Here is a 13004-nt window from a genome sequence, read left to right on the forward strand (position 1 = left end):
TTTCATGCGATCTTGACTCGCCTACCGTAGCGCCATCGTGGTCCCAACAAGCAGATGGAACTCCTCAATGGTCTGTGGTGCCTCGCATACCATCGGGACCACCGCCACGCGACCACCTGCGCGCCGGGCGACTTCCTGGAGTATCTCTGTCTCACGCATCGCCCTGGCCCGAAGGATCGGGTCGGTGACCTTGGCCGCCAAAAGACTCTGATTCACGATCCAGGCCTTGGGGTGAATACCGGCACGCTCAAGGTCCTCCTGGAGTGAGGCCGCTTCATGCACGGGCGTAGCCTCAGGTAGGGTCACTACCAAAACCGACGTGTACGTAGGATCGGTCAGTCGCGCAAGCAACTGCATCACCTCAGGTGACGCCTCACCACCCTGGCGGGCTACCTCACGGTGATAGGTCTGCGCTGAGTCCAACAGGAGTACCGTATGGCCGGTTGGCGCGGTATCGGCGACCACAAAGTGATCGCTGGCATGGGCAACAATACGAGCAAAGGCACCAAAGACGGCGATCTCCTCGGTGCACGGTGAGCGCAGATCCTCCTTGAGGACTGCGAGTGCGTCACCTTCGAGGTCAGCGCCGGCCTTGGCAAGCACCTCTGCGGTATAGGAGCGTGTCACTACTTCAGGATCGATACGACCGACATGCAGTCGTTCGGCGACACTTTGGCCCGCATCAGCAAGTACCGCTCCCAGATGGTCAGCTGGATCGGTAGTTGTTAGTTCAACCTCATGACCCCGACGAGCGAGTTCGAGGGCGACCGCAACCGCGAGGGTTGTCTTGCCAACCCCACCCTTGCCCATCGTCAGTACAAGCCCATTGCCCCGATGCGCCAACTCGTCAATCAACTCGTCAAAGCCGAGCTCCTCCGGTATCGTCGCCTCGCTCGGGTGGGGAGCTCCCGGCCCGACGCCACTGACAAAGGCCCGCAGGCCACTGATTCCATTCAAGCTGAAATCGACGAGAGCAACCTCATCACGCTCAATCGCAGCCAAGGCCGGGGGGAGATCTCGCACGAGCACGCGCGAACGGGCGGCCATGGCGTCAGCGAGGGGATCGCCCTCACCAGTTGCGACAAACATCCCGTTGAGTACGAGACGTTGGTGCGCAATACCTAAAGCGCCAAGCTCCTGTGCCGCTCTCGCTGCCTCATCGATCGCGATGGGGTCAGGTCTCGCCACCAAGACCAGCACGGTCTGTGCGCTATCGGCTAGGGTGGCTACCGCCTGACGATAGCGATCCTGCTGATTGCCCAGGCCGGCCAACGGCCCAATGCAGGAGGTCCCGAGGGTATTGGTATCGATAAAGTCGCTCCAAGCTCCCGGCAAGGCCAGGAGCCGTAACGTATGGCCGGTTGGTGCGGTATCGAAGAGGACATGGTCGTACTGCTCGGTTGCACGAGGCTCGGCCAGCAACGAGGTGAACTCATCGAAGGCAGCGATCTCAACCGTACACGCCCCTGATAGTTGTTCCTCAATGCTCCTAACGGCGGAGTCAGGAAGAAGCCCCCGGTACGGACCGACGACGCGCTCTCGGTAGGCCGCTGCGCTCGCAACGGGATCGATATTCATCGCGTCCAAGCCAGGGAGTACGCCACGAGGGGTCGATCCAAGTGTCGTCTCGAGCACCTCATCAAGGTTCGAAGCCGGATCTGTCGAGACCAACAGTACCCGTCGCCCCTGATCGGCCAAGGCCACCGCGGTCGCCGCCGCTGTTGAAGTCTTGCCGACACCGCCCTTCCCGGTGAAGAAGAGAAAGCGTGGGGGCGCGCTCAATAAGCCAGAGAGGATCGCTGGTCGGTTAGCCACAACAACCGGATCCGTTCGGTTCCGTTCCTTGGGCACTCTTTGCGCCCATCTGCACGAGCGTCGAATCGGCCCCACCACAACAGCCAGCATCCGTTGCATCACTTACCTCAGCCTGCACCGTAGCCGTCGGACCCTGCCCGGAGAGGGCACGGAGCGACCAAGTGATCAACTCATCGCGCGTCGGATAGCGTCCATAGGAGAGCAGCTCCCCGGCGACAACGACTGCCGGTAATGCCCCCTCACCCTCCTTGGCGAGCAACGCTTGGATCACGGAGTTCTCCACAAAACTGCCGGGCTCCTGTGAGAGGTTGTATCGAACGACCGTCACCCCTTGACCACCAAGCCAGGTGAGGTCAGCTGCAAAAGTCGATAGTGCCGGGTCAACACTTGGCCCACAGACACCTGTCGAACAGCACATTGCGGGATCAAAAACCTCAACGATTGCCACTACTGCTACCTCCTCCATCACCAGCCCACGATCTCGATGACGTGAAGTACATCGCTTATCGTCGAACAACGATCAGTTTAGCACAATCGCCGCAGCAGCAAGCCATCGAGGGAAGACCGACCCAACGACGTCATTCATCAACGTAATGCACAGGCAAGAAGCCGGCCTCGGCAGCATCGGTCCTAACCGACTCCATCGAAGGAGTGACGACTTGCACAAGGAAGGTTCGCTGGCACCAGGACGTCAGGGTTTTGACACGGTGGGTCAACTCACGCTTGCGTACCCTCGAACAACGCTTGGCCGCTTACCATCGACCCCAGCGTCATCCGTTGCGTTGACGTTCTCCACCCGACGCACGTTCGTGAAAACCACACTCTGGACCAGGAAATGACGACCACAACGCGCAGCCACCCAACAGAGTCAAACTGGCGGGGTCGCACTGGCGGGGTGCGTGGATCACTCAAGGGAGCAGTTCGGTAACCTCTGATCGTTCGCCCAACAGCTCGTCCCTCGTCGTGGCGATCGCGTCCTGAGCAGCCTCGTTGTGATCGAGTCCTGTGACGACTTCCCAGGAGTTTCCATCCGAACGGATCGGGAATCCGAACTGGAGACCCTCGGGAATCCCGTACTCTCCGTGCGACATCACTCCGACCGAAAACCAATCGTTCGCCGGCGTCGGGGTGGCGATCGAGCGAACCGTATCGATCACCGCGTTTGCCGCGGATGCCGCAGACGAGGCTCCTCGGGCTTCAATGATCGCCGCTCCGCGCTTTTGCACGGTCGTGACGAACTCACCGCTGAGCCAGGTGTGATCGCTGATCACCTTTGGAACCTCGATGCCATCGATCTCGGCATGGTAATAGTCCGGGAACTGTGTCGCAGAGTGGTTACCCCAGACTGCCATCTTGGTCACCGACGTCACCGGCTTATCAGCCTTTCTGGCCAGCTGCGTCATTGCACGATTCTGGTCGAGTCGCATCATGGAAAACCAGCGATCCGCCGGAACATCTTTGCCGTTCTCTCTCGCGATGAGACAGTTTGTGTTGCAAGGATTACCCACCACGACAACACGGACGTCATTCGCCGCCGAAGCGGCGATCGCCTGTCCCTGTGGCTTGAAGATTCCACCGTTGATGCCGAGCAGATCTCGCCGTTCCATACCTTGTTTGCGTGGGACCGATCCAATCAGCAAGGCCCAACTCACGCCGTCAAAGCCGACCTTCAGGTCGCTCGTGCTCACAACATTGACAAGATTTGGAAACGCGCAGTCATCGAGCTCCATCACCACGCCCTCGAGCGCGCGCATCGCTGGGTCGATCTCAATCAGCCGCAGCTCCACTGGCACATCAGCACCAAAGACATCGCCAGCCGCAATCCGAAACAACAGCGAGTAACTAATTTGTCCTGCCGCGCCCGTAACCGCAACCTTGACTGGACCTTTCATCTCTTCTCTTCCTTTCTCATCAACATTCTCATCTGTGATCGATAGTGACCGGTCACCGCCAGCCGACGAACCGATGTTCTTCGGACCAAATTCGATGTCCCCTAGATGCGTTCCGCAATCGCATGGCCGAACTCCGAACACGAGACCTCAGTGGCACCCTCCATGAGACGGGCAAAGTCGTAGGTGACAATCTTGGCTGCAATGGTCTCCTCAAGAGCACGGGTGATTGCATCAGCCACCTCCTGGAGACCGAGATACTCGAACATCATCACACCCGAGAGGATCACGGATCCCGGATTCACCTTGTCCTGTCCCGCATACTTGGGTGCGGTCCCATGGGTCGCCTCAAAAACGCCGTGTCCGGTAACGTAGTTGATGTTGCCTCCAGGGGCAATACCAATTCCGCCGACCTGTGCCGCTAGCGCATCGGAGAGGTAATCTCCATTGAGATTCATCGTTGCGATCACGTCGAACTCATCCGCCCGCGTAAGGACCTGTTGGAGCGCATTGTCAGCGATGGCATCTTTGACCAACAGACGGTCCCCAGGATCTCCGTGACACTCCTCCCAACTCACCGCTCGGTCAGCAAACTCCTCTTTGACGAGTTCGTAACCCCAGGAACGAAAAGCTCCCTCGGTAAACTTTTGAATATTGCCTTTATGCACCAAGGTGACGCTACGACGATGGTGCTCGAGTGCATAGTTCAGTGCTGCCCTGATCAGTCGCTGCGATCCAGTCTTCGAGATCGGCTTAATCCCTATGCCGGAGTCACTTCGAATCTCCCAGCCAAAGGTGTCATGAAGGAATTCACGGAGTTTGGCTGCCTCAGGGGTGCCCTCTGCCACCTCAAGACCGGCATAGACATCCTCTGTGTTCTCCCGGAAGATCACCATATCCACCAACTCCGGGCGACGCACCGGTGAAGGCACGCCCCGAAACCAACGGACTGGGCGAAGACATACGTAAAGATCCATGATCTGGCGAATGGCGACATTGAGAGAGCGAATCCCACCACCGACCGGCGTCGTCAATGGACCCTTGATACCAACACGATAGTCACGGAACGCCTCAATAGTCGCCTCGGGCAACCACTCGCCCGTCTCACGATAGGCCTTCTCTCCCGCAAGCACCTCCTTCCAGGAGACGCGCTGACCGTGTTTTGCGAGCGCGGTATCAAAGACGTGCTGGGCTGCCGGCCAGATATCAATACCAGTGCCGTCACCCTCAATGTAGGGCAATACGACGTCGTTAGGAACTACCAATTTGCCCTGCGCATCGAGGGTCAATTTCTCAGCCATAAGCCGATTCTACTCTTGCAGAGCCCCCGGCTTCCAATCAAGGATCGGCGCGCCGACCGTCATGCGGCGGGGACTGACACCAGGAGACCACCAGACGATCAGATCCATCGTGCGGTGCCGCGCTCGGCGCGCTCAGTTGTCGACCGAGCGCCGTAACCGCCATAGATTAGGGTCGTCGAACTCATCTGGGCTTGGGAACAGCGATGCGTCGTGGAGCGCGGCCACGAGGGCAGCGATATCGTCCTCGGTGCCATCGATCTCACCCGCAAAGCGCTCAGCACGCGCCCGCACCTCCGCCAGTGTGATCCCAAAGACCGACGCCATCACCGACCGGGCCGGGTCCTCGTCGAGGTACTGATTCATCCCTTCAATCCAGGTCGTGCTCCCAAAAACCGAAGGGCCGATCTGGGCCATCACCAGCTCGACAAAGGCCTGCACCACCGCCATCGTCGTCTGCAACTCTGCCACGTTGGCTACTTGAGCAGGGCTCGTGGACTGCTCAAGCATCGCCGTGGGGTCAAAATTGGTGAGAAAGTTCGGGTCTGACATCGCACCCTCGGTAAAGCTCTCCATCATGCGGGTGGTGTCAGCCTTGAGGTCGAGTAGATAGAGTCGGAGCTCGGTGTCGAACCGATCGAGGATCACCGGTTGCGCCAGGACCCTAGAGACGATGAGTTCGCGCATGCTCCAGTAGAGCGCCACCTCGTCGAGCGGTACGTGAATCGCCGTAGCCACTCGCTGCAGGTTGCCTACGATCACACCGAGATCCCCTGGCGGGGTGAGCGGCAAAAGGAGATCCTGCGTACCAAGCGCTGAGAGTGCATAATGGCCGACCAGTGATCCAACCTGTGCATTGGAAAACATTGGGCCCAACGAGGCCGACAGCGACGCCGCGAGAGACGCAAAATCCGTCTCAGCACCCAAGGACAGATCCATCGAGCCCGAGGGGACACTGCCCGCCAGCGCCGAAGCGAGCAGGTCGAGGTACGGTTTCAGTCCCTCAAGACACCGCTCCGCGATGTCGACGGGGCGCTCGACGAGGAGACGCCGAGGGGACCAGGGGATGCTCGAGAGGAATCCCACCGCCTCAAGGTGTCGCGTGGCAAGATCAAAGAGGGACTCCACCCTTGTGCGCTCGCTCATGGCCGGGAGTGCGTTGGCAGACTCAGCGCCGAGCGCGAGGCCCATAAACTGCCGTCGTAGACCCTGGGGGTCAACATTTGCCGATCCGATCGCCTTCATGATGTCATCCATCATGAATTGAAACGGGTTGATTGGCTCATCAGAATCGGCCACCACTACCTCCACAAAATCGACGACAACGCCTCTAAGTGTAGCCGAGAAGGACCATCCGAGAACTTTGTCGCCCAGCGGGAGGACTCAGACCCGCATACCACCGCGCAGCCAGGCGTTACTCTTGCGCCCCTGCGACTGAGATCCAGCTAAGAACTCGGTGTGAATCCCGGCGATTAGCACCGACTCATCGGCTAGGAAGCCTATCCTTTTAGGGGTAGGGCAACTGAGTCGATCAGGCAGCACGAGGAGGAGTACATCAAATGGAGGCACCACGGCCATCGTTACCGTGGCGAGTTCAAACGCCTCGGCGTTGGCTCGAGCTCACCGATGAACCGCTTGACGTGGGCTTGGTCTATGACTTCCTCAATCGAACGGATGCCGGTGGTATCGTGCTCTTCTCTGGAACCGTTCGAACCTACTCCTCCGAGATGGACCAAGTCTCTGCGATCCATTACGAAGCCTATCTTGACCTCGTCGCCGATCGCCTCGGCGAGATCGCAACATCGATCGAGGAGACCTTCGAAGAGGTTCGATCTCTCGTGATCATGCACCGCCTCGGCGAGGTGCCGACAGGTGCGTCGAGCGTCCTCGTAGGCTGTAGCGCTGGACACCGCGATGCTGCCTTCGGGGCAAGTCGCTATGGCATCGACACCATCAAGGTCGCCGTCCCGATCTGGAAACAAGAGAAGAACCAGCAGGGGGCACAGTGGTCGTCATCAGCGACACCTCTACAAGATATTCCAACCCCAATGAAAGGTTCCCATGGCTGAACTCTTATACGTTTTGATCCCAATCGCCTTTGTCGTTATCATCGGACTGCTCAGCTCGTTGCATCGGGTCAAGCCGGTCTCGATCGACGACGGCGTGCGCTCTTTCGACAGTATGCGTCGTGCTCTCAACAAGCAACACCGTAATGAACCTGCCTCTCCAGGCGCTGGCTCATCACGGTCCTAGATGGCGCTCATCACCCTCGACATCGGCGCTGCCTTCACGCGTATTCAGATCGGCAACGAGCCGATCTTAACCGTCGCTTCTGAGGCTGCCTACGACCTCGATCGCAAAACGGTGAAGGTTATCGGTGCGAACGCAAGCCAAGAGGTGTTGCGGAGCGGCTCCAAGACCAGGCTGGTCAGGATTATGGAACGGGGAGCGCCGGCCGATCCGGGAGTGTTGAGTGGCTTCCTCCAACAGGCGCTTCGATCGATCGGTGTACGCTCCTTCGGGCGCAGTGAGGTGCTCGTTGCGGCCACGACTCACGCCTCTCCACTCGACATCGCCTCACTCAAACGCTGCATCGAGAAGTTGAATGCCAAGACCGTCACCCCGTTGGAGACGCCGATCGCAGCTACCGCCGGTATTGATCAGGATGTGCTCGGCGAAGTCGGTACCATGACGGTGGTCCTCGGCGAATCGTTAGTCGAAGCGGGCATCGTGTCCTTTGGCAAACTCGCCGCGCGAGCTACGAGCCCAACCGGCGTGAGCTCATTGCGCAGCGCCATTCGCGAATCCGTCAAGACCACCTGCGACCTCGTCATCTCGGAGGAGGTCGCCAACGACATCTTGATTGAGCTGATCGATTTCCAGCGCAGCCATCGCGGAGTCCAGGCCAAGATCTGGGGTAGGAGCTTGGCCAACGGGGAGAGCGAGAGTGGCGTGATCACTGAGGATGTGATCTTCGCCGCTATTCTCCCAGGCCTTGAGCTCATCACTCAAACGATCACCTCATGTATCTCGCAGGCCCCAAACCAATTGGTGACCGACGTCGCTGATCGTGGACTGTGGCTCCTCGGTGGTGGTGCGCATCTCCCGGGCCTGGCACCCGAACTCGAACGACGCCTTGGCGTAGAGGTGCATACCATCGCAGAACCCGAACTCGCCGTCGTCCGCGGGCTCTCGGTGATTCATGCCGTGAACCCGACCAAGATCTACTGGTAAGGATCTCGCTCAAGATCGACAAAGAGCTGGCGGATCTGCGCATCACGATCATCTCGGAGCGCCTCAACCGCACGGTCGATCTCGGGTGACTCAAAGGCCACAGAGATCACCAATGCCCTCCGGCGTAGGTAGACGCTCTTGGCGCTTAGAGCAGCGAGTACCACTGGTATCGCGCGTTGGTCTCCAATGGCGCCGAGACTCGCCAGCGCAGCCTCTCGCACCAACAGTTCCTCGTGATCAGTAGCGAGTTCGATCAACCGTGGAACCAGCTCGGGGTCCTCCAATTCACCCGCGACAAAAGCTCCAAATTCGGCGACGAGCCACGAACCATCTTCCATCCATCGCTTCGCATGCACGCTCGAGCGCCGATCGTTTGGAACAGCCGTCACTGCAGCAATGCCGACCCGAGCATCTGGATGAGCAAGTGCTATCTCCAAGATCTCTTCATCTGGACCAAATCTTCGTTGATAGGCTCGATGCCCCTGCGCCAAGTGTTCGGCGGGCAACACTTCGAGCAGTGCTCGCAACTCCGCACGACTCCCATGGAGGAGGACCTCAAGCTCATCCGCCACGACGAGCTCCAGCGATGGTAAAGAGGGCGACCGCGGTTGCGGCACTGGCATTGAGCGACGCTACCGATGGTGCCATCGGGATCTTGACCAAGAGATCACAGCGCTGTCGCGTCAGCCGCGCAAGTCCGTCGCCTTCGGCACCGACGACGAGCGCAAGCGGTTCCGTGAGGAGGTTGGACTCGGCAAGGACGGTATCGGCCTCGGCGGCGAGACCGACGGTCCACACCCCATGTTTCTGGAGGAATGCTAAGGCGTTGGGGATACCGGCAACTACCGCAAAGTCGAGGTACTCCACCGCACCAGAGGCAACCTTGGTCACCGCTGGTGTGACGAGCGCCCCACGGCGCTCGGGCAGAATAACCCCACTCACGCCAGCTCCGGCCGCACTGCGCAACATGGCACCGAGATTCTGGGGATCTTGTATGCGATCAAGCACCAGCAACAGGGCATCCGCTCCCACAAGCTCGTCAAGGGCCCGTGATCGCAGAGGCTCCGCAATCGCGAGGACTCCCTGTGGTTGGAAGGAGGAGGCCCGCTCCCTAAAGGTACTCTCGCTGACCTCGCGCACCCGTACGCCGACCGAGGCCGCCACCTGGACAATCTCCTCGTCGACGGCCCTACGCTGGCACCAGACCTCCTGCACCAACCGGCGCCGAGCGCGCAGAAGCTCAAGGACAGCCCGGCGACCCTCCACCTGGGTCCCCCCGACGTTACGTTCACTCATCGACATTCACCCATAGAACGACACTCACTCATAGAACGGTGGCCACGACAAAGGTCGCGACACCGAGGCCAGCGCCGAGAGCCCCAAGACCCTCAGCACGCTTTGCCTTGACCAACACCGGGGCAGCCAGGACCGTGCCGAGCGCGCGCCCCAGGGCACCAAGCGATGGACCGAGACGTGGATGTTCTGCGATGATCGTGGCATCGATTGAGTGAATTTGATACCCTTTTGCGGCGATGGCGTCGAGACATTCACCAAGGAGAACCATCGAGTTCGCACCACGCAACGCAGGATCAGTATCGGGGAAGAGATCTCCGATACCACCGATGCCAGCGGCACCGAGGATCGCATCGGCAACAGCGTGGGCGAGACAGTCTCCATCTGAGTGACCGACGAGCCCCGGTGGTCCAAAGTGCTCGCCCGCAAGGACCAGATCACCACCTCCGTCAGGATCGAAGGGGTGAATGTCAAAACCGAGCCCAACCCGTGGAATGCGCCATCGATCCAGATCGCTGCGCAGTGTGATCTTGGCGGCGAGTTCCTCACCCGCAACGATCGTCACTGGGTAACCCAACTGCTCGGCGATGGCCGCCTCGTCAGTCGCGTCCTGCTCCGCCTCAACGACCTCGGCTAACACCTTTCGAGCAAAACCCTGTGGCGTCTGCACTCGAACGATACTGCTACGGTCGAGGGTCTGGCGAACCATCCCTCCTTCAACGACCTTGAGCGTGTCGACGGAGCTGATCGCAGGCACCACCGCTGCACAACCCCGAGCGAGCGCCGCCACCACTCGTTCAAACAACGCTGGCGATGCAAAGGGACGGGCTGCATCGTGCACGAGGACATACTCGACATCATCACCAAGTACTCGAAAGGCATTGGCGACGGAGCCTGTGCGTGTCGCGCCGCCAAAGGTATAGATCAGTTCCGGGGTAGATTCCGGGAGTTCGTAGCCTAGCGGCAAGGCAACCACGATCTGGTTCGAGACCGACCGTGCTTGGGCGATCGCTGAATCGAGCAGACTCACCCCGCCGATGCGTTCAAATTGTTTGTGGCCTCCGAATCGCTCCCCGGATCCGGCAGCGACAATCAGGGTGCCAACCGTCAAGAACCGCTCCGCTACGCGAGTGCCTTGTCGAGTCGCCCCTCAGCATCTTCAGGAGTAACCGACAGGGCGAAGGTAAGTTCCGAGACCAGGATCTGACGCGCCTTGGCTAACATCCGTCGTTCACCCGCCGAAAGACCCTTATCATTATCGCGGATGGTTAAATTACGAACAACCTCTGCCACCTGATAGATGTCGCCCGACTTCAACTTCTCAACATGATTCTTGTAACGCCGTGACCAATTTGTTGGCATTCGCGCGTCCTTCTTGCCAAGGACAGCGAAGACCTCCTCCACCTCTTCATCGTTGATCACGTCGCGCAAACCAACCTCTTCGGCCAGTTCAACTGGGACACGAACCGTCAGATCCCCATACGCAATCTTGAGGACGAAGTACTCACGTTCTTCACCAAAATCCTCACGCCGCTCCCGATCTTCGATGATGGCAGCACCATGGTGGGGATAGACGACCTTGTCGCCGACTTCAAATGACAATGAAACCGCCTTCCAGGAAGGACACACAGTAAGGATTAACTGAACTTTTCTATTAGTATACCAGGTCGGGTGCAGGGGGGTGGATATGCTCAAGTGGGCTGGTGTCGACGATACCGCTATGGCGGTCTCACTTTTGCGGGAACATCCTGTCTTTTCGCACTTCCCCGGAGCGCTCTGTGCTCCGCAATTTCTCGAAGCGCATCTGTTACGTCGTCACCGAGGTGAGACACTCTACGAAATTGGTACCCCCGGAGACGAGTGCTATCTCATCTGTTCAGGGCGCGTTGGCCTGCTCGCTGCCGGTCCCTGGGGTCGACCAAGCCTGTTTGCAATCAAAGCCAGGGGTGCGGTCGTCGGCGACCTCAGTCTCTTTGACGATGCGCCACGTACCTCAACCGCACAGGTGCTCGAGACGTCGGCCATCCTCACAATCCCCTACCCATTGCTACGCGAGAGCATCGCAAGCGATCCCTCGTTAGCACAGAGAGTCCTCAGTGCCTACGCAGCACGGATTCGCGATAACGATGACCGTCTTGTCGAGGCGCTCAACCTGGATCTCATCAACCGTCTGGCGCGACGCATCCTTGAGTTTGCCCAAGGTGAGACTGAGTTTGTACTTAACCTTACGCAAGAAGAGATCGCCAGCCTGGTGGGAGCTTCGCGAGAGCGCACCAATAAGGCCTTGGGCGTCCTCCAACGGTGCGGAGCGCTGGAGATTCGTGGTCACCACCTCTACCGAGTCCTTGACCTAGAGAAGCTAACCCTCCTAGCGCTCCAGTGGGGTGACGATCGGTGTCACACCGAGCGCCTCCCTGATCACACGGGCCCAATCGGGCCCAATCTCGTCGAGCGCTCCTAGCTCCTGCTCGGAGGCCGAACGGATGGCATCAAGGGTTGGGTAACGGTCTAAGAGCACCCGAACCGCTGCGGTAGGGATGCGCGAGATGTTGCTCAGGATACGAGAACCCCGTGACGGTAGCGTGAAGAGCGATAGGTCGCCCTGATGATCGACGTTGATCTGCCGGAGCGGCTCACAGATCGCTTGGCGCGCGACCCAACCCGCAAAAGTGCGCAGATCGGTCACATCATCCGTCGAAAGTGACGCCAGCGAGTCACGGACAGCCTCGATTTCAATCGGATCGCTATAGCCAAGGAAATCAAAGATCAACGAATCGAAGCGCTCCTCGAAGTCGAGAGAGATCTCAGCCGACTGCAGCGCGAGTAGTCGTCCGTCGGTGCCCAATTCGAGTAGATATCCCTCAATCTCGGCACCAATCCGACGGACCATCTCGCCACGCTGCAGTGCAAAGAGCACATCGCGAAAAGTGACTTGACCATTGAGTTCCAGCGGCACCAGACTGGTGAGCACCGACTCAAACCGTTCCCGGTAACGCTCGAGCGTCGACAGAGCCTGACTCGCCCGCGACAGCACCGCCGGGATCGGTTGGAGTGTCTGCTTATGATTGCGATAGTAGACCGAGATCACCGACAACTCCTCGGAGACCGCCACGACCACTGCGTCAACGCTCGATGCCACACGCTCTGCTGTCCGGTGTCTCGTCCCAGTCTCGGTGGTGACCAGACGCGGATCGGGCACGAGGTGGACATTGGCTCTCACGATTCTGGTTCCATTCGCAGAGAGAATGATTGCTCCGTCCATCTTTGCCAGCTCAAAAAGCTTTTGTGGCGAAAACGCCGCCTCGATCAGAAAGCCACCAGTGCAGATCTCTAGCACCTCCGCCGCATCACCGAGCACCACTAGGGCACCGGTGCGGGCCAGAAGAATACGATCGAGCCCAGCGCGTAAAAGCGTTCCGGGAGCCACCCGGGCCAGTGCTGTTTGCTGAAACTCAGTCGTCGATGCACTCATTTG

General features: G+C 59.2%; 14 protein-coding genes. 4 read left to right on the forward strand and 10 right to left on the reverse strand.

Annotated features, from left to right (window positions below):
- Positions 1-21 precede the first annotated feature (21 nt).
- The 5 genes from arsA to M7439_RS07350 all read right to left on the reverse strand — a co-directional run bounded on the left by arsA (position 22) and on the right by M7439_RS07350 (position 6301).
- Positions 22-1815: an arsenical pump-driving ATPase gene (arsA, locus tag M7439_RS07330; RefSeq protein WP_298347180.1), complete on the reverse strand. Its 1794-nt coding sequence runs from the start codon at positions 1813-1815 to the stop codon at positions 22-24.
- The gene (gene arsD, locus M7439_RS07335) at positions 1808-2263 is read right to left on the reverse strand and encodes an arsenite efflux transporter metallochaperone ArsD (protein ID WP_298347181.1); all 456 of its coding nucleotides are present in this window, start codon (positions 2261-2263) and stop codon (positions 1808-1810) included. The genes arsA and arsD overlap by 8 nt, the downstream gene beginning before the upstream one ends.
- 460 nt (positions 2264-2723) lie before the next feature.
- Positions 2724-3707, reverse strand: coding sequence for a malate dehydrogenase (locus tag M7439_RS07340; protein WP_298347182.1), 984 nt, complete (start codon positions 3705-3707; stop codon positions 2724-2726).
- Between the two features lie 101 nt (positions 3708-3808).
- Positions 3809-5005, reverse strand: a complete 1197-nt coding sequence (icd, locus tag M7439_RS07345; RefSeq protein ID WP_298347184.1) for an NADP-dependent isocitrate dehydrogenase — start codon at positions 5003-5005, stop codon at positions 3809-3811.
- Between the two features lie 132 nt (positions 5006-5137).
- Positions 5138-6301: a zinc-dependent metalloprotease gene (locus M7439_RS07350; RefSeq protein ID WP_298347186.1), complete on the reverse strand. Its 1164-nt coding sequence runs from the start codon at positions 6299-6301 to the stop codon at positions 5138-5140.
- A gap of 260 nt (positions 6302-6561) precedes the next feature.
- On the opposite strand from M7439_RS07350, the gene M7439_RS07355 reads away from it, so the two are divergent.
- From M7439_RS07355 to M7439_RS07365, 3 genes are read left to right on the forward strand one after another with little or no spacing between them, the layout of a single operon-like run.
- On the forward strand, positions 6562-7071 hold the full coding sequence (locus tag M7439_RS07355) for a molybdenum cofactor biosynthesis protein MoaE (protein WP_298347187.1): 510 nt from the start codon (positions 6562-6564) through the stop codon (positions 7069-7071).
- Positions 7064-7255, forward strand: coding sequence for a hypothetical protein (locus M7439_RS07360; RefSeq protein WP_298347188.1), 192 nt, complete (start codon positions 7064-7066; stop codon positions 7253-7255). The genes M7439_RS07355 and M7439_RS07360 overlap by 8 nt, the downstream gene beginning before the upstream one ends.
- Positions 7256-8236, forward strand: a complete 981-nt coding sequence (locus tag M7439_RS07365) for a rod shape-determining protein (protein WP_298347190.1) — start codon at positions 7256-7258, stop codon at positions 8234-8236.
- Here the strand turns inward: M7439_RS07365 and M7439_RS07370 are convergent.
- The 4 genes from M7439_RS07370 to M7439_RS07385 are packed head-to-tail and all read right to left on the reverse strand — an operon-like array spanning position 8227 to position 11131.
- The gene (locus tag M7439_RS07370; protein ID WP_298347192.1) at positions 8227-8808 is read right to left on the reverse strand and encodes a HEAT repeat domain-containing protein; all 582 of its coding nucleotides are present in this window, start codon (positions 8806-8808) and stop codon (positions 8227-8229) included. The two genes, M7439_RS07365 and M7439_RS07370, sit on opposite strands and share 10 nt — an antisense overlap.
- Positions 8798-9532 (reverse strand): 23S rRNA (guanosine(2251)-2'-O)-methyltransferase RlmB, encoded by a 735-nt coding sequence (rlmB, locus tag M7439_RS07375; RefSeq protein ID WP_298347194.1) that lies wholly within the window; start codon positions 9530-9532, stop codon positions 8798-8800. Before rlmB ends, M7439_RS07370 begins: the two co-directional genes overlap by 11 nt.
- A 28-nt stretch (positions 9533-9560) precedes the next feature.
- Positions 9561-10640, reverse strand: coding sequence for a 2-C-methyl-D-erythritol 2,4-cyclodiphosphate synthase (gene ispF, locus M7439_RS07380; RefSeq protein ID WP_298347196.1), 1080 nt, complete (start codon positions 10638-10640; stop codon positions 9561-9563).
- 11 nt (positions 10641-10651) lie between these two features.
- The gene (locus M7439_RS07385) at positions 10652-11131 is read right to left on the reverse strand and encodes a CarD family transcriptional regulator (RefSeq protein WP_298208510.1); all 480 of its coding nucleotides are present in this window, start codon (positions 11129-11131) and stop codon (positions 10652-10654) included.
- Between the two features lie 85 nt (positions 11132-11216).
- Between M7439_RS07385 and M7439_RS07390 the strand changes: the two genes are divergently transcribed.
- Positions 11217-11990: a Crp/Fnr family transcriptional regulator gene (locus M7439_RS07390; RefSeq protein ID WP_298347198.1), complete on the forward strand. Its 774-nt coding sequence runs from the start codon at positions 11217-11219 to the stop codon at positions 11988-11990.
- Here M7439_RS07390 and disA read toward each other — a convergent pair.
- Entirely contained in the window at positions 11898-13001 is a 1104-nt protein-coding gene (disA, locus tag M7439_RS07395; protein ID WP_298347200.1) for a DNA integrity scanning diadenylate cyclase DisA, read from the reverse strand. The genes M7439_RS07390 and disA overlap by 93 nt on opposite strands.
- Positions 13002-13004 lie beyond the last annotated feature (3 nt).

This window comes from Ferrimicrobium sp. (genome assembly GCF_027319265.1).
Classification (GTDB): Bacteria; Actinomycetota; Acidimicrobiia; order Acidimicrobiales; family Acidimicrobiaceae; genus Ferrimicrobium.

What these genes read in the sequence shown, in the direction of transcription:
- M7439_RS07340 (WP_298347182.1), bottom strand. Translation starts at nt 3,707, where the DNA reads ATGAAAGGTCCAGTCAAGGTTGCGGTTACGGGCGCGGCAGGACAAATT.
- icd (WP_298347184.1), bottom strand. Translation starts at nt 5,005, where the DNA reads ATGGCTGAGAAATTGACCCTCGATGCGCAGGGCAAATTGGTAGTTCCT.
- M7439_RS07355 (WP_298347187.1), top strand. Translation starts at nt 6,562, where the DNA reads ATGGAGGCACCACGGCCATCGTTACCGTGGCGAGTTCAAACGCCTCGG.
- M7439_RS07360 (WP_298347188.1), top strand. Translation starts at nt 7,064, where the DNA reads ATGGCTGAACTCTTATACGTTTTGATCCCAATCGCCTTTGTCGTTATC.
- M7439_RS07365 (WP_298347190.1), top strand. Translation starts at nt 7,256, where the DNA reads ATGGCGCTCATCACCCTCGACATCGGCGCTGCCTTCACGCGTATTCAG.
- rlmB (WP_298347194.1), bottom strand. Translation starts at nt 9,532, where the DNA reads ATGAGTGAACGTAACGTCGGGGGGACCCAGGTGGAGGGTCGCCGGGCT.
- M7439_RS07390 (WP_298347198.1), top strand. Translation starts at nt 11,217, where the DNA reads ATGCTCAAGTGGGCTGGTGTCGACGATACCGCTATGGCGGTCTCACTT.
- disA (WP_298347200.1), bottom strand. Translation starts at nt 13,001, where the DNA reads ATGAGTGCATCGACGACTGAGTTTCAGCAAACAGCACTGGCCCGGGTG.